The following is a 24262-nucleotide window of genomic DNA, read 5'->3' as shown; positions in this document are numbered from 1 at the left end:
TAAGGGTGATAAATTATGTCTAAAGAAAAATTTGAACGCTTAAAACCTCATGTAAATGTAGGAACAATAGGACATGTTGATCATGGAAAAACTACTTTAACAGCGGCTATTACTACAGTATTAGCCAAAAAATATGGTGGATCTCCTCGTGCATTTGATCAAATAGATAATGCTCCTGAAGAAAAAGAAAGAGGTATTACTATTAATACTTCTCATGTTGAGTATGACACTCTTAATAGACATTATGCGCATGTTGATTGTCCTGGTCATGCTGACTATATAAAAAATATGATTACGGGAGCTGCTCAAATGGATGGAGCTATTTTAGTAGTAGCAGCTAGTGATGGTCCCATGCCGCAAACACGTGAACATATTTTATTGGGTCGTCAAGTAGGTGTTCCCCATATTATTGTATTTTTAAATAAATGCGACGCTGTTGATGATGAAGAATTATTAGAATTGGTAGAAATGGAAGTGAGAGATTTATTAACGCAATATGATTTTCCAGGTGATGATACCCCTATTATAAGAGGTTCAGCTTTAAAAGCATTAGAAGGTGTGCCAGAATGGGAAGAGAAAATTGTTGATTTGGCTAATTTATTAGATAGTTATATTCCGGAACCAAAAAGATCAATTGAAAAATCATTTCTGCTGCCTATAGAAGATGTTTTTTCTATTTCTGGTAGAGGAACAGTGGTAACTGGTAGAGTTGAACAAGGTATAATTAAAGTTGGCGAAGAAGTAGAAATTGTTGGCATAAAAAATACTATAAAAACAACATGTACTGGTGTTGAAATGTTTCGTAAATTATTAGATGAAGGGAGAGCTGGAGAAAATGTTGGAATATTATTAAGAGGTACTAAACGAGAAGATATAGAAAGAGGACAAGTATTAGCAAAACCAGGAACTATTCATCCTCATATTAAATTTGAATCTGAAGTTTATGTGTTATCAAAAGAAGAAGGAGGTCGTCATACACCTTTTTTTAAAGGATATCGTCCTCAGTTCTATTTTAGAACCACAGATGTAACTGGTTTTATTGAATTACCTAAAGATATAGAAATGGTGATGCCTGGAGATAATATTAAAATGACTGTTACGTTAATTCATCCTATTGCAATGTCTGATGGATTACGTTTTGCAATTCGTGAGGGTGGTCGCACAGTTGGAGCAGGTGTAGTTGTTAAAGTGATTAGTTGATTGGTTTTTATTAAAGCAATGATTAAAAATCACATTGATATTAATAAAAGGAAGAGCTGATAAAGCTCTTTCTAGTTTCGAAAAATATAAAAAATAATTTTAAATACTATGGTTTACAAAGATAGATATATTTTTTATGATATATATCACATACGTATTTTTTAAATATTGATGTATTTTCTACTTTTTTTAATTTTTAAAATATCTACCATATGATATAAAAATTTTAATTTCATCTGATGTAAAATTTTTAATTTTAAATTATTGGAATTTCTTATATAATATAAGAAATTTAATACTCCTAATTTTGGAGTTGTGCATGAAACTATTACGCTTACTTACTAATTATATAGTGAGAAAAGTGTTTTTTATTTTCTATAGAATTGGAGTTCTGGTCTTATGCAGAACCAAAGAATACGTATTCGTCTTAAAGCTTTTGATCATCGTTTGATTGATCAATCAACCACAGAAATTGTTGAAACAGCTAAAAGAACTGGAGCACAAGTTCGTGGTCCTATACCCTTACCTACGCGTAAAGAACGTTTTACTGTTTTAATTTCTCCTCATGTGAACAAGGATGCGCGTGATCAATATGAAATTCGTACACATAAGCGACTGATTGATATAGTGGAACCTACTGAAAAAACAGTAGATGCTTTAATGCGATTAGATCTTGCTGCTGGTGTAGATGTACAAATCAGCCTTGGTTAATAAAAGAATGAAGTAATCAAAGGGTTGAAAAATCATGATTGGTTTAGTTGGTAAAAAAATAGGTATGACAAGAATTTTTAGTAAAGAAGGTATTTCCATACCTGTAACAGTGATTGAAGTACAAGAAAATCGAATCACTCAAATTAAAAATTTTGATAATGATGTTTATCAAGCTATACAAGTTACTACAGGTACAAAAAAGTCTAATCGGTTAACCAAGCCTGAATCTGGTCATTTTATTAAGTCAGGTGTAACAGCTGGTCGTGGTTTATGGGAGTTTAGAATTTCTAATATTAAAAATTTTAAAGTAGGTAATATAATTGACTTGAATATTTTTTCAAATATAAAAAAAGTTGATATTACTGGTTTTTCTAAAGGAAAAGGATTTTGTGGTACGGTGAAAAGATGGAATTTTCGTACTCAAGATGCGACTCATGGTAACTCATTATCTCATCGTGTGCCTGGTTCTATTGGTCAAAATCAAACTCCAGGAAGAGTATTTAAAGGTAAAAAAATGGCAGGGCATGTAGGAAACATTCGGGTAACAGTTCAAAATTTAGAAATAATTAGAATTGATACTGACCAAAACTTGCTGTTGATAAAAGGTTCTGTTCCTGGTGTGACCGGTAGCAATCTTATTGTTAAACCGGCTATTAAAGCACAAGGAGTATAAGATGAAATTATTACTTAAAGATGAATCAACCTCACTTAATTTATCTGAGGTAATATTTGGACGAGACTTTAATAAAGCACTTGTGCATCAAGTGGTAATGGCTTATCAGTCTGGATCTAGACAGGGTACACGTGCTCAAAAAAGTCGCGCTGAAGTTTCTGGATCTGGAAAGAAACCATGGCGTCAAAAAGGAACAGGACGTGCAAGAGCTGGATCATTTAGAAGTCCATTATGGCGTTCTGGGGGGGTTACATTTGCTTCTAAACCAAAAAATTATGAACAGAAAGTTAATCGTAAGATGTATCATGGTGCTATGCAAAGTATTTTTTCAGAATTAGTGCGTCAAAATCGTCTTTTAGTGTTTAAAAAATTTTCTTTGGATTTACCGAAGACTAAATTATTAGTGGGTAAATTAAGGGATATAGGGCTAAATAATGCATTAATTATTATAAAAGGTATAGATAATAATTTATTTTTAGCTGCTCGTAATTTGTATGGAGTTGATGTTTGTGATGTTCATTTAATAAATCCGGTTAGTTTAATTTCTTTTAAAAATATCATTATAACTGTTGAAGCTATCACTAAAATAGAGGAAATGTTTGCATGATGTATGAAGATAATCTTTTTAAAGTATTATTAGCTCCTAGAATTTCAGAAAAGTCTTCTTTGTCTGCAGAAAAATCTAATACTATAGTTTTTAAAGTCATGGCTAATGCAAAAAAAAAAGTGATAAAAAATGCTGTACAAGTATTATTTAACGTAGAAGTCAGTGCTGTTAATACACTGTTGATAAAAGGGAAAAAGAAACGTAAAGGGAATCAAGTTAGTCGCAATAAAAATTGGAAAAAAGCTTATATTACTTTAAAAAAAGGTCATAATGTAGATCTATTAGGTAGTACGGATTAGTTTTTAGGGAAATAGAAATATGGCAATTATTAAATGTAAACCAACATCTCCTGGGCGTCGTCATGTTATTAAAGTTATTGACAAAGGTTTGTATAAAGGTAGATCATTTTCTTTATTAACTAAAAAAAATACCAAAACAGGTGGAAGAAATAACGATGGTAGAATTACTACTCGTCACATAGGTGGAGGGCATAAAAGAGCATATAGAATTATTGATTTTAAAAGAATAAAAGATGGTATACCGGCTATTGTGGAACGTCTTGAATATGATCCTAATCGTTCGGCCAATATTGCTTTGATACTTTATAAAGATGGGGAACGTAAGTATATTTTAGCTCCAAAAGGGTTATCTATCGGAGATAGAATAATTTCTGGTGTACAGGAAGCTATAAAAGTAGGCAATGCGTTACCTTTAAAAAATATACCAGTGGGTGAATTGGTTCATAATATAGAGATCAAACCTGGAAAAGGAGGACAAATAGCACGTTCTGCTGGTAGCTATGTGCAATTGGTAGCTAGTGAAGGATCCTATGTTACGGTTCGATTAAGATCAGGTGAAATAAGAAAGATTTTATCTAATTGTCGAGCTACTATTGGAGAAGTAGGAAATTCAGAACATATGTTAAGAGTACTGGGTAAGGCAGGTGCTGCACGTTGGAGAGGTATTAGACCAACAGTACGAGGTACTGCTATGAATCCTGTTGATCATCCGCATGGAGGAGGAGAAGGTAGAAATTTTGGGAAACATCCAGTTACTCCATGGGGTATTCAAACAAAAGGAAAAAAAACTAGAAAAAACAAACGTACTGATAAATTTATCTTACGTAGTCGAAAAAAATAATTATATGGGATAAAAAATGCCGCGTTCTCTGAAAAAAGGTCCTTTTATAGATTTTAGTTTGCTTAAGAAAGTAGAGAAGGCTGTTAAAAAAAATGATAAAAAACCATTACGGACTTGGTCTCGTCGTTCTACTGTTTTTCCTAATATGATAGGTTTAACTATAGCAATACATAATGGTCGACAACATATACCTGTTTTTATTACTGAAGATATGGTCGGACATAAATTAGGAGAATTTTCTTTAACTCGGACTTATAAAGGTCATGCTGCTGACCGAAAAGTGAAAAAACGTTAGTTAAAAAAAGAGGAATAAATGGAAGTTTTAGCGCAATATCGTCAAGCTCGTTCTTCTGCTCAAAAGATTCGTTTAGTGGTTGATTTAATTCGTGGTAAAAGAGTACAAAAAGCTTTAGAAATACTGATGTATTCTAATAAAAAGGCATCAAATTTAGTAAAAAAAGTCTTGGAATCAGCAATATCCAATGCTGAACATAATGATGGTGCTGATATAGATGATTTAATAATAAAAAAAATTTTTGTTAATGAAGGTCCAACTATGAAACGGATGATGCCACGTGCTAAAGGTCGTGCTGATCGAATTTTAAAACGTACTAGTCATATCACCATAGTTGTTTCTGATCGCTAATATTTTGGAGACTAGTCATGGGTCAAAAGGTGCACCCTAATGGTATGCGATTGGGTATAATTAAATCTTGGAATTCTATTTGGTTTTCGAATAGTAAAGATTTTGCTGATAATTTAAATAGCGATTTTCAAGTTAGAAGTTTTTTAAAAAAAGAATTATGTAAGGCGTCTGTATCTCGAATTATTATTGAGCGTCCCGCTAAAAGTATTCGAATTACAATTTATACAGCACGTCCGGGAATTGTTATAGGAAAAAAAGGAGAAGATGTAGAAAAATTAAGAACTGTTATTACAGCTATAACAGGTGTTCCAGCACAAATTAACATTTCTGAAGTAAGGAAACCAGAGTTAGATGCAAAATTAGTAGCCGATAATATCACATCTCAACTAGAAAGAAGAATAATGTTTCGACGTGCCATGAAACGAGCAGTGCAAAATGCTATGAGACAAGGAGCAAAAGGAATAAAAGTAGAAATAAGTGGACGTCTGGGAGGAGCTGAAATAGCAAGAAAAGAATGGTATCGTGAAGGTAGAGTTCCTTTACATACATTGCGCGCTGATATTGAATATAATACCTCAGAAGCGCATACAACATACGGAATTGTTGGAGTAAAGGTATGGATTTTCAAAGGAGAAATATTAGGTGGTATGTCTTCTATTAAAAAATTAGAACGGCCGCTTGCACAAACTAAAAAATATTATCGCAGGCACCGTAAGTAAGGAGATTCACTAATATGATGCAACCAAAACGAACTAAATTTCGAAAAATGCATAAAGGACGGAATCGTGGTCTTGCTGTTGGAACAGATGTTAAATTCGGAAGTTTTGGTTTAAAGTCTGTAGATAGAGGACGTTTAACAGCTCGTCAAATTGAAGCAGCTCGAGTGGCTATTACTCGTTCTGTAAAAAGACAAGGAAAAATGTGGATACGTATTTTTCCTGATAAACCTATTACTCAGAAACCATTAGAAGTTAGAATGGGAAAAGGGAAAGGTAATGTTGAATATTGGGTTGCTTTAATTCAACCAGGAAAGGTTCTGTATGAAATAGAAGGTTTATCAGAAGAATTATCTCGAGAAGCATTTAAGGCAGCAGCTGCAAAATTACCTATTAAAACTATATTTGTTACTAAAACGGTGATGTAATGAAAATTTTTGAACTGCGTAAAAAAAATATTATAGATTTAAATTGTGAATTATTAAATTTATTAAGAGAAGATTTTAATCTTCGTATGCAGTTTTCGTCTGGTAAACTTAAAAAATCTCATTTGTTAAAAAAAGTACGTAAAAGTATTGCTAGAGTAAAAATGTTGTTGTTAGAAAAGGAACATTCATCATGACCAAGAAGTATAATATCTTACAAGGTTGTGTTATCAGTGATAAAATGCAAAAGTCTGCAGTTGTATCCATAGAGCGTTTTGTCAAACATCCTATGTATGGAAAATTTATAAAACGTACTACAAAATTACATTTTCATGATGAAAAAAATGAATGTGTTGTTGGCGATATAATAGAAGTTCGAGAATGCAGACCTATATCTAAAACTAAATCTTGGATTTTAGTGCGTATACTTGAAAAAGTAACACTTTAAAATTTTATACCACCAGCATGAACAGTAGTTATTAGTGAGCTGTTCATGTTTTTTGGAAATAAATAAAAAATAATGTTATGATATATTTTTAATATGAGCATTAATGTCTTGTTTTTTTAGAATGAATAAGTGTAATAATTGGAGCTTGAAGATGATTCAAGAACAAAGTATTTTACATGTAGCAGATAATTCGGGTGCACGGGCAGCTATGTGTATTAAAGTTTTAGGTGGTTCTAGGAGACGTTATGCAGGAATTGGGGACGTTATTAAAGTAACTATAAAGGAAGCGACTCCTAAAGGTAAAGTAAAAAAAGGGGATGTTCTTAAAGCTGTAATTGTTCGTACTAAAAAAGGGATTAGACGACCAGATGGGTCTATTATTCGTTTTGATACCAATGCATGTGTAATTTTAAATAATAGTACTGAACAACCTATAGGAACTCGTATTTTTGGCCCGGTGACTCGAGAATTAAGAATAGAAAAATTTATGAAAATTATTTCTTTAGCTCCTGAAGTACTATAAATAAAAAGGAAAAATTTTTATGGCAGCTAAAATACGTTGCAATGATAAAGTAATAGTTTTATCAGGTAGAGATAAAGGTAAAATCAGTATTGTAAAGAAAGTATTATCTAATAATAAATTAATCGTAGACGGGATTAATTTAGTAAAAAAACATCAAAAGTCTATTCCTGCTAAAAACAAACCAGGAGGAATTATCAGTAAAGAATCAGGTATTCATGTTTCTAATTTAGCTATATTTAATTCGACAACAGAAAAAGCTGACCGTATAGGTTTTAGATTTGAAAAAGGTAAAAAAGTTCGTTTTTTTAAATCTAATAATAAGACGTTAAATAATATGGAGTCTTAATCGTGTCAAGTTTTTATGATTATTATAAAAAAATAGTATCACAACAGCTTATGATTAAGTGTGGTTATCATTCTTTAATGCAAGTTCCTAGAATTGAAAAAATAACTTTAAATATGGGCATTAGTGCTGCTATTACTGAAAAAAAAACACTGGATCAAGCAATGCTAGATTTATCATTAATTTCTGGTCAGAAACCTTTAGTTACTAAAGCTCGTAAATCTATAGCAGGATTTAAAATTCGTCAAGGGTATTCTATTGGTTGTAAAGTCACCTTAAGAGGTAAACGTAAATGGGATTTTTTAGAGCGGTTGATTACTATAGCCATACCGCGTATTAGAGATTTTCGTGGTTTATCTAAAAATTCTTTTGACGGTAAGGGGAATTATAGCATGGGTATTCGTGAGCAAATTATTTTTCCAGAAATTGATTATGATAAAATAGATCGTATTCGTGGTATGAATATAAGTATTACTACTACTGCCAATTCTGATCAAGAGGGTTTATTATTATTATCATATTTCCATTTTCCATTTCGTAAATAAAAAGGTACTAAATGGCTAAACAATCAATGAAAGCACGTGAAGTCAAACGTATCAAGCTTGCTAAAAAATTTTCTAAAAAACGTATAAATCTAAAAAAAATTATTTCTGATATGTCTAACTCACAAGAACTACGCTGGCAAGCTGTACTGAAATTGCAAATTTTACCAAGAGATTCTAGTCCTTCACGTCAACGCAATCGTTGTCGTCAAACGGGTCGACCGCATGCATTTTTACGTAAATTTGGTTTAAGTAGAATTAAACTTCGGGAATCAGCTATGCGAGGTGAAATACCTGGTCTTAAAAAAGCTAGTTGGTAAGTTATTACTCATTACATTTATTAGGAGTTAAAAGATGAGTATGCAAGATCCTATTTCAGATATGTTGACATGCATTCGTAATGGTCAAGTATCTAATAAATTGTCAGTTATAATGCCTGCATCCAAATTTAAAATAGCTATTAGTCATGTTTTAAAAAAAGAAGGGTATATCAAGGATTATATAATTAAAGGTGGAATAAAATTAAAGTTAGAAGTGATACTCAAATATTTTAATGGCAAAGGTGTAATTGAGAGTATTAAACGTATTAGTTGTCCTAGTTTACGAATATATAAAAAAAAACATGAATTACCAAAAGTAATGGCTGGTTTAGGTATCGCTATTATTTCGACTTCTAGAGGTTTAATAACTGATCAGGAAGCGAGAAAAACTGGTCTTGGCGGTGAAATTATTTGTTATGTTTCTTAATTGGAGAAAAATATGTCTCGTATCGCCAAAAATCCTGTTGTCATTCCCTCTGGTGTAGAAATTAATTTAAAAGAACAACAGATTTTTATTAAAGGGAAACATGGTGAACTAACTTATATTTTTCATAAAAGTGTAATAATAGAACAAAAAAAATCTTTATTATTTTTTACGGCACGTTTAAATTATGTCGATGGTTGGTCACAAGCAGGTACATCTCGAGCATTAGTATATTCAATGATAATTGGTGTAACAGAAGGATTTTCAAAAAAATTACAGTTAATTGGTGTAGGATATCGGATAAGTCTCACAAAAAAAAATGTTATTAATATGTCTTTGGGTTATTCACATCCTATTAAATATGAATTACCTTGTGGTGTTTCGGCGGAGATTACATCTCAAACAGAAGTTGTGCTAAAAGGTGCAAATAAACAATTAGTAGGACAGGTAGCGGCTAATTTACGTTCCTATCGTATACCTGAATCTTATAAGGGAAAAGGTATTCGTTATGAAAACGAAGTAGTGCGTATAAAGGAGGCTAAAAAAAAGTAGTATGACATTTATTAAAAATAAAAAATTATCCCGAATACGTCGTGGTTTTAATACACGATATCGGTTGAAGAAATTAGGTGCTGTTCGTTTAGTTGTACATCGAACTTCTCGTCATATGTATGCACAAATTATTTCTTCAATTAATGCTAAAGTAATGGTAGTAGCCTCTACACTAGAAAAAAAAATAAGTAAAGATATTATTTATACTGGCAATAAAATGGCGGCAGCTGTAATTGGAAAAGTTATTGCTGAACGAGCATTAAAAAAAGGTATTATAAATGTTTCTTTTGATCGTTCAGGTTTCCAATATCATGGTCGAGTCCAGGTATTAGCAGAATCTGCACGTAAAGCTGGATTAAAGTTTTAAGGATAACGTACAATGGTGAGTATTGAGAAAAAAAATCATTCAGAATTTAAAGAAAAATTAATTACAGTTAATCGTGTATCTAAAACAGTAAAAGGTGGTCGTATATTTTCTTTTACTGCATTAACAGTGGTTGGAAATGGTCAAGGTAAAGTTGGTTTTGGATATGGAAAGGCGCGTGAAGTACCTGCAGCTATTCAAAAGGCAATGGAAAAAGCACGTAGAAATATGATTAATATAGAAATTAAAAACGGCACTTTGCAACATTCTGTTACAGGTTCACATACAGGTTCTAATATATTTATGAAACCTGCATCAGAAGGCACAGGAATCATTGCTGGAGGTGCTATGCGAGCAGTATTAGAAGTTGCAGGTGTACATAATGTATTAGCAAAAACATATGGTTCTACTAATCCTATTAATGTGGTGCGGGCAACAATGAAGGGATTAGAAAGTATGAAATCACCAGAATTAATTGCTGCTAAAAGGAATAAATCTGTTTCAGATTTTATGGGATAAATTAATAATGAAAAAAACTATTAATATTACACAAGTAAAAAGTTCAATAGGTCGGTTATCTCACCATAAATCTACATTAATTGGTCTCGGTTTGCGTTACATTGGACATACGGTAGAACGTGAAGATACACCAGCTGTTCGGGGTATGATAAGATTATTATCTTATATGTTGAAAATACAGGAAATATAAAAAATGTATTTAAATAGTATTTCTCCGGGAAAAGATGCCCATAAAAAAAGAAGACGAGTAGGAAGAGGGATAGGTTCTGGTTTAGGTAAAACATCTGGTAGAGGACACAAAGGACAAAAATCACGTACTGGAGGTGGTGTTAATCGAGGATTTGAAGGAGGTCAAATGCCACTATACCGGAGAATACCTAAATTTGGATTTGTATCTCAAAAAAAACGAATAAAAAAAGAAGTTCGGTTATCAGTATTAGGTCAGTTTAAAACGCAATTAATTACTTTAAATTTATTAAAAGAATACAATATTGTTAATAAAAATATTAAATTTGTAAAAATTATTTTATCTGGTAGTATTTCTTCACCAATTAAGATATCAGGTTTGCGTGTAACGAAAGGTGCACGTATAGCTATTGAGACCTATGGTGGTACAATACAAGAATAAGTAGCATATAATATGATTAAGAAATTGGGATTAGATTATCAAAATAATCGTGGTGGTTTTAATATACTTAAAAAAAGAGTGATGTTTGTTACATTAGCATTAATTATTTTTCGTATTGGTTCTTTTATTCCCATTCCTGGTATTGATGTTACTCTCTTATCGAGATTATTAGAGAAACAGCACGGTACTATTATTGAAATTTTTAACATGTTTTCTGGTGGTTCTTTAAGTCGGGCTTCTATTTTTGCATTAGGGATTATGCCGTATATTTCAGCATCTATAATTATTCAATTGTTAACATTAATTTGTCCAAAATTAGTAGAAATAAAAAAAGAAGGTGAATTTGGAAGACGTAAAATTAATCAATATATAAGATATACTACTTTATTATTAGCAATTTTACAGTCTATCGGTATTGCGATGAGTTTACCTAATATACCTGTTTTACGTTTTTTAATTATTCATCCTGATTTATATTTTTATTGTATTGCTATTATTAGTTTAGTAACTGGTACTATTTTTTTAATGTGGTTAGGTGAATTAATTACTGAGAAAGGTTTAGGTAATGGAATCTCGATAATTATTTTTTCTGGTATTTTGGCTGGATTACCTTCTGCCATGAGTCATACATTGGAACAAGTGAGAATAGGTGAATTAAATTTCTTATTGTTTTTATTTATTATTTTTTTTATTTTTTTTATTATTTTTTTAGTAGTACTAATTGAACGTAGTCAAAGAAAAATTAGCATATTTTATGCAAAACGGCAGCAAGGAAGACGAATTTATGCTGCACAAAATAGTTATTTACCATTAAAAGTTAATATGTCAGGAGTTATTCCTGCTATATTTGCTTCTAGTATTATTCTCTTCCCAGCAACTCTGTTTTCTTGGTTGGGGGATGGTAGTAAATGGCAATGGTTAATTAATATTTCATTGTATTTACAACCAAGTAAATTGATTTATATGTTTCTTTATGCTATTGCAATAATTTTCTTTTGTTTTTTTTATACGGGTATAGCATTTAATCCTCGTGAAACAGCAGAAAATTTAAAAAAGTCAGGAGCGTTTATTCCCGGTATTCGACCTGGTGAGCAAACTTCAAGGTATATTAATAAGATAATGTTACGTTTAACACTTATTGGATCTATATACATTACGTTTATTTGCTTAATTCCAGAATTAATGCGGATGGCTATTCATGTTCCATTTTATTTTGGTGGTACATCTTTATTAATTGTAGTAGTTGTTATTATTGATTTTATTTCTCAAGTGCAAACATTAATAATGTCTACACAATATGAGTCTGCATTAAAAAAATCCAAGTTGAATTTTAAAGATATTTATAGAGATTAAAGATCTATTTGGAGATTCAATGAAAGTGAGAGCATCTGTAAAAAAGTTATGTCGTAATTGTAAGATCGTACGAAGAAAAAATGTTATTCGTGTAGTTTGTACTCATGAATTAAAACATAAACAACGTCAGGGTTAAATTAATTATTTATATAGTAATTAATTTTTTAGTTGTTAGAATTTATATTCTCAAAAATGTCAAACTGTAGGAGTGAATAGTGGCTCGTATTGCAGGTATCAATATTCCTGATAACAAACATATCATTATTGCATTATTATCTATATATGGTATTGGTAAAACTCGTGCTAAATTAATTTGTTCTGTTTCTGGTATAAAAGAGAATATACAGGTTAAAAATTTAGTTGAAGAAGAAATAGAATTATTACGTACTGAAGTAAGTAAATTTGTTGTGGAAGGTGATTTAAGAAGAAAAAATACATTAAATATAAAAAGATTAATGGATCTTGGATGTTATAGAGGATTGCGTCACCGTCGAGGATTGCCTGTCCGTGGTCAACGCACCAAAACAAATGCTCGTACGAGAAAAGGTCCGCGTAAATCTATAAAAAAACAATAATACAGGGATTCTAATTTATAATGGCAAAAATACCGGCTCGTATTAAAAAACGTATTAAAAAACAGGTGTTAGATGGTGTAGCTCATATTCACGCTTCATTTAACAATACTATTGTTACAATTACTGATAAATACGGAAATACCCTAGGTTGGGCAACTTCAGGTGGTTCTGGTTTTAGAGGTTCCCGTAAGTCTACTCCATTTGCTGCTCAGGTGGCTGCAGAACGTTGTGCAGAATCAGTAAAAGAATATGGAATAAAAAATTTAGAAATTATGGTAAAAGGACCTGGACCAGGTAGAGAATCAACTATTCGTGCATTAAATGCCGCTGGTTTTCGTATTACAAACATTACTGATGTAACTCCTATACCTCATAATGGTTGTCGTTCACCAAAAAAACGTCGTGTATAAGATTTTTATATCAATGGAAGAGTGAAAAAATGGCAAAATACTTAGGTCCTAAATTAAAACTATGTCGTCGTGAAGGTAGTGATTTATTTTTAAAATCTGGAGTGCGTTCTATCGATACTAAATGTAAGCTAGAGCAACCTCCTGGTCAACATGGTAGTCGTAAACCTCGCTTGTCTGATTATGGTATTCAATTAAGAGAAAAACAAAAAGTACGCCGTTTATATGGGATATTAGAACGCCAATTTCATAATTATTATAAATCAGCTGCACGTTTAAAAGGTAATACAGGGGAAAATTTACTAAAATTACTAGAAGATAGATTAGACAATATTGTTTATCGTATGGGTTTTGGTTCAACTAGGTCAGAGGCTCGTCAATTAATTAATCATAAATCAATTTTAGTGAATAGTCGTATTGTTAATATTGCTTCTTATCAACTCTCTATTAACGATCGAATAACTATTCGAGAAAAATGTAAAAATCAGTCTCGTATTAAAGCAGCTTTAGAATTATCTGAACAAAGAGAAAAGCCAAATTGGTTAGAAGTAGATATTAACAAAATGGAAGGTGTTTTAAAGCGTTTTCCAGAGAGATCTGATTTACCTGCAGAAATTAATGAACATTTGATAGTTGAACTTTATTCTAAATAAAGTTTAAATTAACAGAAGAGGACATAATGCAGAGTTCTGTCACTAATTTTTTAAAACCTCGTTTAGTAGATGTTGAACATATTAGTCCTACACATGCCAAAGTTATTCTTGAACCTTTAGAGCGTGGTTTTGGGCATACTTTAGGAAATGCACTACGTAGAATATTGCTTTCTTCTATGCCAGGTTGTGCAGTTACAGAAGTTGAAATTGACGGAATATTACACGAATATAGTACTAAGGAAGGAGTACAAGAAGATGTTCTGGAGATTCTGCTTAATTTAAAAGGTTTAGCTGTAAAGTTATACGGTAAGGATCAAGTTATTTTAACTTTAAATAAATCTGGAATCGGTGAGGTTACAGCTGCAGATATTATGCATGCAACTGATGTAGAAATTATTAATCCTAAACATATTATTTGTCATTTGACTTGTAAACAGTCTGTAATTAACATGAGAATCACAATACAAAGAGGGAGAGGTTATGTTCCGGCTGCCACTAAAATATCTTTAGAAGAACATAATCGTTTTATAGGAAAGTTATTTATAGATGCTTGTTATAGTCCTATCGATCGTATTGTATATACTGTAGAAGCAGCTCGTGTGGAACAACGCACTGACTTAGATAAATTAATAATTGAGTTGGAAACTAATGGAACTATTGATCCAGAAGAGGCAATTAGATGTGCAGCAACTATTCTAGCTAATCAACTGGAAGCTTTTGTTGATTTACGTGATGTCAGCGAACCTGAATTAATAGAAGAAAAACCGGAATTTGCACCTATTTTATTACGAACGGTGGATGATTTAGAATTAACCGTTCGTTCTGCAAATTGTTTAAAGGCTGAGAGTATTCATTATATTGGTGATTTAGTTCAGAGAACTGAAATAGAATTGCTGAAAACACCTAATTTAGGTAAAAAGTCTTTAACAGAAATTAAAGATGTACTAGCTGCAAGGGATTTATCTTTAGGTATGCGTTTAGAAAATTGGCCTCCAGAAAGTATTTTAGATGATTAACAAATTTTTATCTTTTAGTTTTATGTAAAAAGGAGAAAATAATGCGTCATAGGAAAATTGGTCGTCGATTAAATCGTAGTCCTGATCATATAAAATCGATGTTTCAGAATATGGTATGTTCATTATTACATTATGAATTAATTAAAACGACTTTAGCTAAAGCAAAAGAATTACGTCGTATAATAGAACCATTAATTACCAAATCTAGAATAGATAATATTAAGAATCGTAGATTAATATTTGCTAAAATTAGGAATAATGATATGGTTGCTAAATTATTCACTGATCTGGGTCCTTATTTCTCAAATCGTTCAGGTGGTTATACTCGTGTATTAAAATGCGGATTTAGATCAGGTGATAAAGCTCCCATTGCTTATATACAATTTGTAGGTAGAGTTAAATTAAAGAGAGAAATATTATCTAAAAATTAAAATTTTATTTTATATGAAAAATATATTTTTATAGGTTGAATGTCTTTAAAACTAACGGTAACAAACGGCATATCATGCCGTTCTGTTTTTTCAATTATTTTATTAATATTGTATGTTTAGAGCGGTATTTAATTTTTTATTTTTTTTTAAAATAAATTTTATCATATGAAAATAATTATTCTTGGATCTGGTCAGGTTGGTAAAACTGTAGCAGAATATTTACTTACTGAAGATAATGATATTACTGTAGTAGATAATAATAAATTACGTTTATTTAGATTACAAGATAGATTAGATTTACGCGTTGTTTTAGGCTGTGTAGGATATCCTGAAGTATTGAGAGAAGCAGGTGCAGAAGAATCTGATATATTAATTGCTGCTACTGATTCGGATGAAATGAATATAATGGCATGTCAAATGACATGTTCTTTTTTTTCTATTCCAAAATGTATTGCGAGTATTCAATCAACAGATTATATGGAAATAGAGGATAAAATTTTTTCTAAAAATAAAAAATATATTAATTATTTTATACATCCACAAAAAATGATAATAAATGGTTTAATTAATTTTATAAAATATCCTGGAATATTAAAAATTATTTATTTACTTGATGGTAACATAGTTTTAGCGTTATTTCGAGTATCTAATAATAGCCATTTAGTTGATGCATCAATTTCTGATATAAAAAATAGAATTGCTAGTATAACTTTTAGCATCCCTATTATTGTTCGTAAAAAGATTCCATTTTTTCCTATTAATTCAACTATTTTAAAAAAAAATGATGAATTTTTGATTTTATGTTTAAGTAAGAATTTTTTAAAATTAATAAAAAATTTTAAAAATTTTACACAAGTAACAAATAGAAATATTGTTTTATTAGGTGGGGGTAATATAGGATTCGGTATAGCTCGTAGTTTAGAAAAAAAATATAATGTAACAGTAATAGAATCAAATAAAAAAAGGGCTAAAAAAATATCTAAATATTTAAAATATGCAACAGTACTTTTTGGTAATGTTTCTGATATTGGATTTTTTTCTGAAGTAAACATCAATAATATTGATGTTTTTATTTCGGTGACGAATAATGATGAAATAAATATTATATCTGCAATTATTGCAAAAAAGATGTTATCAAAACAATCTTTATCCTTAGTAAAAAATGAATTCTATCTAAATTTAATAAATTTTTCAAAAATAATTGATGAGTTTTTTTTTCCTCAGGAAGTGATGATTTCTGAATTATTAAATAAGATTAGATCATCTAATATAATTAGTTTATTTTTTTTTCAGATAGGAAAGATAGAAGTTATTGAAATTATTATTAGAAAAAAAAACAACACTAATTGTATTATTGGTTCTTTACTAACAGATATTAAATTACCGTCTAGTATTATGATTTTTGCTGTTATTCGGTATAATAATTTTATTTTTTCTAAAAACCATTTTTATGGTATTCGAATAAAGGAAGAGGATCATATAATACTATTAAGCACTGATAGGAAAAATATTAAAGTGATTGAAAAATTATTTTAAAAAATATTAATGTATTGAATATTATTTTTATGAATATAATCATCAATATGATTAATCTAATTTTGTTCCCGGCAAAAACCATTTTTTTTTAGAATTAAGGAAATCCAGTGTTGATATTATTTTTTTACCGGGTATTTGTAGTTTAGTGATATTTAATATATTATTAACAGTATTAATTTGAATTCCATTTTTATTACATATGATAATTTCTCCTATTTTTTTATTTTTATTACATCCATAACATACATTTGCTTGCCAAACTTTAATAAATTGGTTTTTAATTAAAAAAAATGATATTGGATAGGGATTAAAAGCTCGAATTAATCGTTCTATTTTTTCAGCTGAGGTATGCCAATTTAACCTACCTTGTTCTTTTTTTATTTTACTTGCATAAGTAGCATTAATATCATTTTGTATAATATAGGTATTGGTATTGAAATTATATCGGTCTAATACTATTAACATAGATTTTATTCCGATTAAAATTAGTTTTTTCTCTAAACTTGCAGAAGTGTCATTTGATGTAATCGCGCAAGGTGTAGAATACAATATTTTCCCCGTATCGATACCTTGATCCATTTGGATAATGCTGATACCAGTTTGTTTATCTCCATTTAAAATAGCCCATTGGATAGGTGCCGGACCTCGCCAACGAGGAAGTAAAGAAGCATGTACATTAATACATCCTAACGGAAATAAATTGAGTATTATATTGGGTAAAATAATACCATATGCTACAACTAACATAATATCTGCATTTAGTTTTCTTAATATCTCTTGAATATCTAAGGTATTCAGAGAAATAGGTTGTAATAATGGAATGGAATGATTTTTAGCTATTATTTTTACAGGAGAAAAAAAATTTTTTTGTCTTCTACTAGAAGAATGATCTGGTTTTGTTAGAACAGTTATAACTGTATGTTTGGAAGAAATTAATGCATAAAGATGCTGAGCAGCGAAATCAGGTGTTCCTGCAAATATAATTCTTAGTTTTTTATATTTTTTTGTATTTTTTTTTGGAAAAGAAATCATTTTTTTTTGCCAATTTTTTTATTTTTTTACGTATATATATTTTTTTTAATAGTGATAGATAATCTATAAATAATTTTCCTATAAGATGATCCATTTCATGTTGAATGCATATTGATAAAAGAGAATCTGCTGTTATTTTGATTTTTTTTCCAAAATAATTTAAAGCATTTACTGTTATGTATTCAGATCTTGTAATAATAGCACGTTGTTGAGGAATAGATAAACATCCTTCTTCAACTTTTTTTTCTCCATTTTTACTAATTATTATAGGATTAATTAATACTAAGGGATGATCATATTTATGAATATTACTAATAACAATTATTTGTAAAGGAATATTGACTTGTGTTGCAGCTAGTCCTATTCCTTCCTTATCATACATAGTTTCAAACATATTATCTACTATGGTCTGAATATTTGTATTTATTTCTTTGACAGGTTGAGCTCTAATTCTTAGCTTTTTGTCTGGATATTGTAGTATTTTCAAAATAGTCATATAATTCTATATATTATAATTTATTTAACATTTTTTATATTATAAACTTTTTTTTGTTAATTGACAGATATATAGTAATAGATTTTTAGGAGTAAAATTATTAAATATTAACGATATATATAAAAATATTTATATATAATCCATATATATTTTAATATATGAAAATATTTTTAAGATATAATAATACTATTATTATTTTTTTATTTAATATTTTAAAGATATTAGAGAATATAGATTAATTTTATGGTATTTTACTATATAAAGTTTACTTTATATAAAGTATAATATTTTCTACAATATATTTAGTATAGGATATGTATAATATTTTTAATAGAATTAAAGTATTATTTTTAAATAATAAAATATATTATTAGTCAATAAATATATAGCGAATTATGGTTTATACAAATTGTTAGTAACATATAATTATTCTTTTTTTTAAAAAAATCTATTTTTTTGATAAAAACAATATTTTAAATTTTTATATAATTAATTTTTAATCGGGGATGCAATGCTTGACGTATTAATATACTTATTTGAAATATATATTCATAGTGAAATAGAAATTTTTATCGATTATGATAAATTAGAAAATGATTTACTTGATATAGGATTTCAAAAAAAAGATATTTATAATGCTTTCAATTGGTTAAAGAAATTAGCTGATTATCAAAATGAATTAACAGTTTCAGTACCTTTATTATCTGAAAAATTTCCTGTTCGCATTTATACTAAAGCAGAATCTCAGAGATTAAATATTGATTGTAAAGGATTTCTATTATTTTTAGAACAATTACAAGTGTTAAATTTAGATACTCGTGAAATAGTAATAGAAAGAATTATGGCGCTCGATATTGAAGAATTTGATTTGGAAGAACTGAAATGGGTAGTATTAATGGTATTATTTAATATACCAAATTGTGTAGATGCTTACAGAAGATTAGAAGATCTTTTGTTTAATTTTAATAAAACATTTATTTTACATTAGTTTTTTAATCATTCAAAAAATAATTTTTAATTATTACATTTTATATTTTCAGTTTTTAATTTTAATAATTATTTTTTCTGATATGGTATATTTTCTTATTAATTTAATTAGATGTAAAAATTTAATTCACATAATATATCTCAATTAAAATTTTATATTAAACTAATTTTTTAATTAAATGTTTTTGATAAGTTTAAATTATATATTTCTGATAATATCAGATATATAATTTATTTTTTTGGTAAATATAATATTTTTAAAATGAATTTTTTATTTTACAGTTGGTTGAATAATGAAAATTATTCCTTAATATACTAAAAAGTAGCAGAGGTGTAATTAATATTTTTATGTATTACTGTTAGTAAGAAATATTAATAATATAAGTTTTTTGTTTTTAAAATATTTTAAGGTGGAGATAAAATAGTTAATGGAAATAAAAAAAACATATTTTGCAGTTTTTGGAAATCCCATAGACCATAGTCAATCACCAAAAATTCATAGTTTATTTTCTCAATATACTAAAATTATACATCATTATTCCGCTATTCATGTTCCATTGGGAAAAATTACAAATGTGTTAGATTTTTTTTTTCACATGATGGGAAAGGTGGTAATATTACATTACCATTTAAAGAAGAAGTATTTAATTTTTGTAATTTATTAACAGAATCTGCAGAAATTTCTGGTGCAGTAAATACTTTAAAAAAATTAAAAAATGGTCGAGTGTTAGGTGATAATACAGATGGTATAGGAATACAAAAAGATTTAGAGAGATTAAAATTTATTAAAAAAAAATATAATATATTATTAATCGGTGCCGGTGGCGCAGCTAGAGGTATTATTTTTACATTATTATCTTCGGATTGTTTTGTTTTTATTACTAATAGAAATATGAAAAAAGCAGAAACTATAGAAAAAGATTTTAAAAAATTTGGGAAAATAGTTGCTATTGATTTTAATGATTTAAGTAAAATAAAGTTTAATCTTATCATTAATGCTACGTCCAGTGGTATAGATGGTTTATCTCCTATTTTACCCGATGAGATCATATCTCCTGATACTTATTGTTACGATATATCGTATCAATCTTTGGTTACTCCATTTTTATCTTGGTGTAAAAAATTAGGAGCAGTTTATATTTCTAATGGAATAGGGATGTTAGTTGGTCAGGCTGCATATTCTTTTTTTCTTTGGCATGGAGTATTACCTAATATTATTCCTATTATTAATATTTTAACAGTTAAAGATAAATAATTTTTTAAATATATTTTTATGATAAAAATATGATTTTCATATATAAATGTGTTATTTTTAGGTTTTTATTTACTTAAAAGTAAAAGTAAGAAAAAAAATCTTGACTCTTTTATCTCATTCTGTAACATATAGATTATAATTTATATTTTATGAATAAATATATTTTTAAAATATAGTAGAATTTTTTTAGTCTCCTTCGTCTAGAGGTCTAGGACATCGCCCTTTCACGGCGGCAACAGGGGTTCAAATCCCCTAGGAGACGAAAAAAATAAAATTATATCTGTACTATATAATATAAATATGTTATTCTTAGTTTGTTTTTGATATATTCATTATTAAATTAGATCAATAATAAAGTTCTTTAAAAATTTGGAAAACAAGTATATATAACTTATAATTTAAAAACATCTGTGGGTTGTAAGGTTAAGCGAATAAGCGTATATGGTGGATGCCTTGGCAGTTAGAGGCGATGAAGGACGTGCTAATCTGCGAAAAGCGTCGGTAAGTTGATATGAAACGTTATAACTGACGATATCCGAATGGGGAAACCCGATACTTTTAAAATAGTATCATTGTTAACTAAATAAATAGGTTAACAAAGCAAACCGGGAGAATTGAAACATCTAAGTACCCCGAGGAAAAGAAATCAAACGAGATTCCCTTAGTAGTGGCGAGCGAACAGGGAACAGCCTAGAGCTATAATCAATATAATTTTAAGTAGAATATTTTGGGAAAAATAGCGATACATGGTGATAGCCCAGTATACAAAAAAAATTATTTTGTGGGCTCAAAGAGTAGAACGGGACACGAGAAATCCTGTTTGAATATGGGGGGACCATCCTCTAAGGCTAAATACTCCTAACTGACCGATAGTGAACTAGTACCGTAAGGGAAAGGCGAAAAGAACCCCGGCGAGGGGAGTGAAATAGAACCTGAAACCATGTACGTACAAGCAGTAGGAGCTTATTATTTGTAATTATAAGTGACTGCGTACCTTTTGTATAATGGGTCAGCGACTTGTATTCTGTAGCAAGGTTAACCGTATAGGGGAGCCGAAGGGAAACCGAGTCCTAAATAGGCGTTTAAGTTTCAGGATACAGACCCGAAACCCGGTGATCTAGCCACGGGCAGGTTGAAGGTTGGGTAAAACTAACTGGAGGACCGAACCGACTGATGTTGAAAAATCAGCGGATGACCTATGGCTAGGGGTGAAAGGCCAATCAAACCGGGAGATAGCTGGTTCTCCCCGAAAGCTATTTAGGTAGCGCCTCGTGAATTCATCTTCGGGGGTAGAGCACTGTTCCGGATAGGGGGCCATCCCGGCTTACCAAACCGATGCAAACTCCGAATACCGTAGAATGTTATCACGGGAGACACACAGCGGGTGCTAACGTTCGTTGTGGAGAGGGAAACAACCCAGACCGCCAGCTAAGGTCCCCAAGTCATAGTTAAGTGGGAAACGATGTGGGAAGGCATAAACAGCCAGGATGTTGGCTTAGAAGCAGCCATCATTTAAAGAAAGCGTAATAGCTCACTGGTCGAGTCGGCCTGCGCGGAAGATTTAACGGGGCTAAACTATGCACCGAAGCTGCGGCAGTAATAAATTATATTTATTATTGGGTAGGGGAGCGTTCTGTAAACCAAAGAAGGTGTATTGTGAAATACATTGGAGGAATCAGAAGTGCGAATGCTGACATGAGTAACGATAAAATAGGTGAAAAACCTATTCGCCGAAAAACTAAGGTTTCCTGTCCAACGTTAATCGGGGCAGGGTAAGCCGACCCCTAAGGTGAGGTCGAAAGGCGTAATCGATGGGAAACAGGTTAATATTCCTGTGCTTTGTATTACTGCGAAGGGGGGACGGAGAAGGTTAAGTTATCCAGGCGACGGTTGTCCTGGTTTAAGCGTGTAGGTATAAAGGTTAGGCAAATCCGGCCTTTTTTAATCTGAGGCGTTATGACGAGTCATTAAGGTGATAAAGTAACCTATACCACGCTTCCAAGAAAAGCCTCTAAGCATCAGGTAATATAAAATCGTACTATAAACCGACACAGGTGGTTAGGTAGAGAATACTAAGGCGCTTGAGAGAACCTGGGTGAAGGAACTAGGCAAAATAGTGCCGTAACTTCGGGAGAAGGCACGCTGGAATGTAAGTGATAGAATTAACTTCTAAAGCTAAATCCAGTCTAAGATACCAGCTGGCTGCAACTGTTTATTAAAAACACAGCACTGTGCAAACATGAAAGTGGAAGTATACGGTGTGACGCCTGCCCGGTGCCGGAAGGTTAATCGAAGGGGTTAAGGGTAACCTGAAGCTCTAGACTGAAGCCCCGGTAAACGGCGGCCGTAACTATAACGGTCCTAAGGTAGCGAAATTCCTTGTCGGGTAAGTTCCGACCTGCACGAATGGCGTAATGATGGCCAGGCTGTCTCCACCTAGGACTCAGTGAAATTGAAATTGCTGTGAAGATGCAGTGTACCCGCGGCAAGACGGAAAGACCCCGTGAACCTTTACTATAGCTTGACACTGAATATTGATTTTTAACGTGTAGGATAGGTGGGAGGCTACGAATATTAGACGCTAGTTTGATTGGAGCCGTCCTTGAAATACCACCCTTTAAAATTTAGTGTTCTAACCTAATACCGTAATCCGGTATAGAGACAGTGTCTGGTGGGTAGTTTGACTGGGGCGGTCTCCTCCCAAAGAGTAACGGAGGAGTACAAAGATTGGCTAATCACGGTCGGAAATCGTGAGATTAGTGTAAAGGCATAAGCCAGTTTAACTGTAAGCGCGATAGCGCGAGCAGATGCGAAAGCAGGTCTTAGTGATCCGGTGGTTCTGTATGGAATGGCCATCGCTCAACAAATAAAAGGTACTCCGGGGATAACAGGCTGATACCGCCCAAGAGTTCATATCGACGGCGGTGTTTGGCACCTCGATGTCGGCTCATCACATCCTGGGGCTGAAGCAGGTCCCAAGGGTATGGCTGTTCGCCATTTAAAGTGGTACGCGAGCTGGGTTTAGAACGTCGTGAGACAGTTCGGTCCCTATCTGCCGTGGGCGTTGGAAGATTGAGGGGATCTATTTCTAGTACGAGAGGACCGAAGTGGACGCATCACTGGTGTTCGGGTTGTCATGCCAATGGCATTGCCCGGTAGCTAAATGCGGAAAAGATAAGTGCTGAAAGCATATAAGCACGAAACTTACCCCAAGATTAGTCTTCCCTGAAACATTTTTGTTTACTGAAGGGACGTTGAAGACTACGACGTTGATAGGCTGAATGTGTAAGCATAGTGATATGTTAAGCTAATCAGTACTAATGACCCGAGAGGCTTAACCTTACAACACCAGAGGTGTTTTTTGATAAGTATATATTTTCTTGTTATCTAAATTTAAAAAACATTTTTTATTTTAAAAAGCCTGGTAAAAATAGTGTTATGGTACCACCTGAATCCATTCCGAACTCAGAAGTGAAACATTTCAACGCCGATGGTAGTACGGGGTTTCCCCGTGTGAGAGTAGGAAATTACCAGGCAACACATAAAAAACAACCAAGGATAAATTTATCCTTGGTTGTTTTTTATGTGTTGCCTGTTATTATTATATAATTTTAAACATTTTTTAGTTCATTATTATAAGAATTTATGTATAATTTAAAATTATAGGAATTATTTAAAAATAATAGCAATATTTTTGTTTAAAAAAATTTTTTTCTATTTTGATATAGAAAAAGTTCTAA

Annotated in this window: 33 protein-coding genes, 1 tRNA gene, 2 rRNA genes and 1 pseudogene; 35 read left to right on the top strand and 2 right to left on the bottom strand. The window is 30.9% G+C overall.

Annotation, left to right across the window (positions count from 1 at the left end; all coding sequences use genetic code 11):
* Positions 1-15: 15 nt before the first annotated feature.
* From tuf to trkA, 30 genes are all read left to right on the top strand, one after another.
* Positions 16-1200, top strand: coding sequence for an elongation factor Tu (gene tuf, locus AB4W65_RS02290; protein ID WP_367673537.1), 1185 nt, complete (start codon positions 16-18; stop codon positions 1198-1200).
* 399 nt (positions 1201-1599) lie between these two features.
* Complete coding sequence (gene rpsJ, locus AB4W65_RS02285) at positions 1600-1911, top strand: 30S ribosomal protein S10 (RefSeq protein ID WP_367673536.1); 312 nt, start codon at positions 1600-1602, stop codon at positions 1909-1911.
* A 34-nt stretch (positions 1912-1945) separates the two neighbouring features.
* Entirely contained in the window at positions 1946-2584 is a 639-nt protein-coding gene (gene rplC / locus AB4W65_RS02280) for a 50S ribosomal protein L3 (protein WP_367673535.1), read from the top strand.
* Position 2585: 1 nt separating this feature from the next.
* The gene (rplD, locus tag AB4W65_RS02275; RefSeq protein WP_367673534.1) at positions 2586-3191 is read left to right on the top strand and encodes a 50S ribosomal protein L4; all 606 of its coding nucleotides are present in this window, start codon (positions 2586-2588) and stop codon (positions 3189-3191) included.
* Complete coding sequence (gene rplW, locus AB4W65_RS02270; protein ID WP_367673533.1) at positions 3188-3490, top strand: 50S ribosomal protein L23; 303 nt, start codon at positions 3188-3190, stop codon at positions 3488-3490. Before rplD ends, rplW begins: the two co-directional genes overlap by 4 nt.
* Positions 3491-3509: 19 nt before the next feature.
* Positions 3510-4331 (top strand): 50S ribosomal protein L2, encoded by an 822-nt coding sequence (rplB, locus tag AB4W65_RS02265; RefSeq protein ID WP_367673532.1) that lies wholly within the window; start codon positions 3510-3512, stop codon positions 4329-4331.
* Positions 4332-4347: 16 nt separating this feature from the next.
* The gene (gene rpsS, locus AB4W65_RS02260) at positions 4348-4626 is read left to right on the top strand and encodes a 30S ribosomal protein S19 (protein ID WP_367673531.1); all 279 of its coding nucleotides are present in this window, start codon (positions 4348-4350) and stop codon (positions 4624-4626) included.
* An 18-nt stretch (positions 4627-4644) separates the two neighbouring features.
* Positions 4645-4977 (top strand): 50S ribosomal protein L22, encoded by a 333-nt coding sequence (gene rplV, locus AB4W65_RS02255; RefSeq protein WP_367673530.1) that lies wholly within the window; start codon positions 4645-4647, stop codon positions 4975-4977.
* A gap of 17 nt (positions 4978-4994) precedes the next feature.
* Positions 4995-5696 (top strand): 30S ribosomal protein S3, encoded by a 702-nt coding sequence (gene rpsC, locus AB4W65_RS02250; RefSeq protein ID WP_367673529.1) that lies wholly within the window; start codon positions 4995-4997, stop codon positions 5694-5696.
* Positions 5697-5710: 14 nt separating this feature from the next.
* Positions 5711-6121: a 50S ribosomal protein L16 gene (gene rplP / locus AB4W65_RS02245; protein WP_367673528.1), complete on the top strand. Its 411-nt coding sequence runs from the start codon at positions 5711-5713 to the stop codon at positions 6119-6121.
* Positions 6121-6315 (top strand): 50S ribosomal protein L29, encoded by a 195-nt coding sequence (gene rpmC, locus AB4W65_RS02240; RefSeq protein WP_367673527.1) that lies wholly within the window; start codon positions 6121-6123, stop codon positions 6313-6315. Before rplP ends, rpmC begins: the two co-directional genes overlap by 1 nt.
* Positions 6312-6566 carry a 30S ribosomal protein S17 gene (gene rpsQ / locus AB4W65_RS02235; protein WP_367673526.1) on the top strand — a complete coding sequence of 85 codons (255 nt, stop codon included), beginning with the start codon at positions 6312-6314 and terminating at the stop codon, positions 6564-6566. The genes rpmC and rpsQ overlap by 4 nt, the downstream gene beginning before the upstream one ends.
* Positions 6567-6717: 151 nt before the next feature.
* A complete protein-coding gene (gene rplN, locus AB4W65_RS02230) occupies positions 6718-7089 on the top strand; it encodes a 50S ribosomal protein L14 (protein WP_367673836.1) in 372 nt (123 codons plus the stop codon).
* A gap of 19 nt (positions 7090-7108) precedes the next feature.
* Positions 7109-7435: a 50S ribosomal protein L24 gene (gene rplX / locus AB4W65_RS02225; protein ID WP_367673525.1), complete on the top strand. Its 327-nt coding sequence runs from the start codon at positions 7109-7111 to the stop codon at positions 7433-7435.
* Positions 7436-7437: 2 nt separating this feature from the next.
* The gene (gene rplE / locus AB4W65_RS02220; RefSeq protein WP_367673524.1) at positions 7438-7977 is read left to right on the top strand and encodes a 50S ribosomal protein L5; all 540 of its coding nucleotides are present in this window, start codon (positions 7438-7440) and stop codon (positions 7975-7977) included.
* Positions 7978-7988: 11 nt separating this feature from the next.
* Positions 7989-8294, top strand: a complete 306-nt coding sequence (gene rpsN, locus AB4W65_RS02215) for a 30S ribosomal protein S14 (RefSeq protein WP_367673523.1) — start codon at positions 7989-7991, stop codon at positions 8292-8294.
* Between the two features lie 34 nt (positions 8295-8328).
* Positions 8329-8721 carry a 30S ribosomal protein S8 gene (gene rpsH, locus AB4W65_RS02210; RefSeq protein WP_367673522.1) on the top strand — a complete coding sequence of 131 codons (393 nt, stop codon included), beginning with the start codon at positions 8329-8331 and terminating at the stop codon, positions 8719-8721.
* Between the two features lie 12 nt (positions 8722-8733).
* A complete protein-coding gene (gene rplF / locus AB4W65_RS02205; RefSeq protein WP_367673521.1) occupies positions 8734-9270 on the top strand; it encodes a 50S ribosomal protein L6 in 537 nt (178 codons plus the stop codon).
* A gap of 1 nt (position 9271) precedes the next feature.
* Positions 9272-9637 carry a 50S ribosomal protein L18 gene (gene rplR, locus AB4W65_RS02200; protein ID WP_367673520.1) on the top strand — a complete coding sequence of 122 codons (366 nt, stop codon included), beginning with the start codon at positions 9272-9274 and terminating at the stop codon, positions 9635-9637.
* 12 nt (positions 9638-9649) lie between these two features.
* A complete protein-coding gene (rpsE, locus tag AB4W65_RS02195) occupies positions 9650-10153 on the top strand; it encodes a 30S ribosomal protein S5 (RefSeq protein ID WP_367673519.1) in 504 nt (167 codons plus the stop codon).
* 7 nt (positions 10154-10160) lie between these two features.
* A complete protein-coding gene (rpmD, locus tag AB4W65_RS02190; RefSeq protein ID WP_367673518.1) occupies positions 10161-10343 on the top strand; it encodes a 50S ribosomal protein L30 in 183 nt (60 codons plus the stop codon).
* 3 nt (positions 10344-10346) lie between these two features.
* A complete protein-coding gene (gene rplO / locus AB4W65_RS02185; protein ID WP_367673517.1) occupies positions 10347-10781 on the top strand; it encodes a 50S ribosomal protein L15 in 435 nt (144 codons plus the stop codon).
* A gap of 12 nt (positions 10782-10793) precedes the next feature.
* Complete coding sequence (secY, locus tag AB4W65_RS02180) at positions 10794-12134, top strand: preprotein translocase subunit SecY (protein ID WP_367673516.1); 1341 nt, start codon at positions 10794-10796, stop codon at positions 12132-12134.
* Positions 12135-12153: 19 nt separating this feature from the next.
* A complete protein-coding gene (gene rpmJ / locus AB4W65_RS02175) occupies positions 12154-12270 on the top strand; it encodes a 50S ribosomal protein L36 (RefSeq protein ID WP_367673515.1) in 117 nt (38 codons plus the stop codon).
* Positions 12271-12349: 79 nt separating this feature from the next.
* Positions 12350-12709 (top strand): 30S ribosomal protein S13, encoded by a 360-nt coding sequence (rpsM, locus tag AB4W65_RS02170; RefSeq protein WP_367673514.1) that lies wholly within the window; start codon positions 12350-12352, stop codon positions 12707-12709.
* 20 nt (positions 12710-12729) lie between these two features.
* Positions 12730-13119 (top strand): 30S ribosomal protein S11, encoded by a 390-nt coding sequence (gene rpsK / locus AB4W65_RS02165; protein WP_367673513.1) that lies wholly within the window; start codon positions 12730-12732, stop codon positions 13117-13119.
* A 29-nt stretch (positions 13120-13148) separates the two neighbouring features.
* Positions 13149-13769 (top strand): 30S ribosomal protein S4, encoded by a 621-nt coding sequence (rpsD, locus tag AB4W65_RS02160; RefSeq protein WP_367673512.1) that lies wholly within the window; start codon positions 13149-13151, stop codon positions 13767-13769.
* 26 nt (positions 13770-13795) lie between these two features.
* Positions 13796-14785, top strand: coding sequence for a DNA-directed RNA polymerase subunit alpha (rpoA, locus tag AB4W65_RS02155; protein ID WP_367673511.1), 990 nt, complete (start codon positions 13796-13798; stop codon positions 14783-14785).
* Positions 14786-14826: 41 nt separating this feature from the next.
* Entirely contained in the window at positions 14827-15216 is a 390-nt protein-coding gene (gene rplQ / locus AB4W65_RS02150) for a 50S ribosomal protein L17 (protein ID WP_367673510.1), read from the top strand.
* Between the two features lie 165 nt (positions 15217-15381).
* Entirely contained in the window at positions 15382-16752 is a 1371-nt protein-coding gene (gene trkA / locus AB4W65_RS02145) for a Trk system potassium transporter TrkA (protein ID WP_367673509.1), read from the top strand.
* Positions 16753-16803: 51 nt separating this feature from the next.
* On the opposite strand, the gene fmt is transcribed toward trkA, so the two are convergent.
* Both fmt and def read right to left on the bottom strand, forming a co-directional pair.
* Positions 16804-17784, bottom strand: a complete 981-nt coding sequence (gene fmt, locus AB4W65_RS02140) for a methionyl-tRNA formyltransferase (RefSeq protein ID WP_367673508.1) — start codon at positions 17782-17784, stop codon at positions 16804-16806.
* Positions 17747-18280 carry a peptide deformylase gene (gene def, locus AB4W65_RS02135; protein ID WP_367673507.1) on the bottom strand — a complete coding sequence of 178 codons (534 nt, stop codon included), beginning with the start codon at positions 18278-18280 and terminating at the stop codon, positions 17747-17749. The genes fmt and def overlap by 38 nt, the downstream gene beginning before the upstream one ends.
* A gap of 511 nt (positions 18281-18791) precedes the next feature.
* Between def and AB4W65_RS02130 the strand changes: the two genes are divergently transcribed.
* The 5 genes and pseudogenes from AB4W65_RS02130 to rrf all read left to right on the top strand — a co-directional run bounded on the left by AB4W65_RS02130 (position 18792) and on the right by rrf (position 24058).
* Complete coding sequence (locus tag AB4W65_RS02130; RefSeq protein WP_367673506.1) at positions 18792-19268, top strand: DUF494 family protein; 477 nt, start codon at positions 18792-18794, stop codon at positions 19266-19268.
* A 427-nt stretch (positions 19269-19695) separates the two neighbouring features.
* Positions 19696-20522, top strand: a pseudogene (gene aroE, locus AB4W65_RS02125) (shikimate dehydrogenase).
* A gap of 189 nt (positions 20523-20711) precedes the next feature.
* Positions 20712-20784: transfer RNA gene (locus AB4W65_RS02120), tRNA-Glu, on the top strand.
* Between the two features lie 159 nt (positions 20785-20943).
* Positions 20944-23864: ribosomal RNA gene (locus AB4W65_RS02115) — 23S ribosomal RNA — on the top strand.
* A gap of 78 nt (positions 23865-23942) precedes the next feature.
* A 5S ribosomal RNA gene (rrf, locus tag AB4W65_RS02110) occupies positions 23943-24058 on the top strand.
* Positions 24059-24262 lie beyond the last annotated feature (204 nt).

It is taken from the genome of Buchnera aphidicola (Pemphigus populi), assembly GCF_964058935.1.
In the GTDB taxonomy this organism is placed as follows: Bacteria; Pseudomonadota; Gammaproteobacteria; order Enterobacterales; family Enterobacteriaceae; genus Buchnera_C; species Buchnera_C aphidicola_D.
This window is presented reverse-complemented; position numbering and strand designations above follow the sequence as displayed.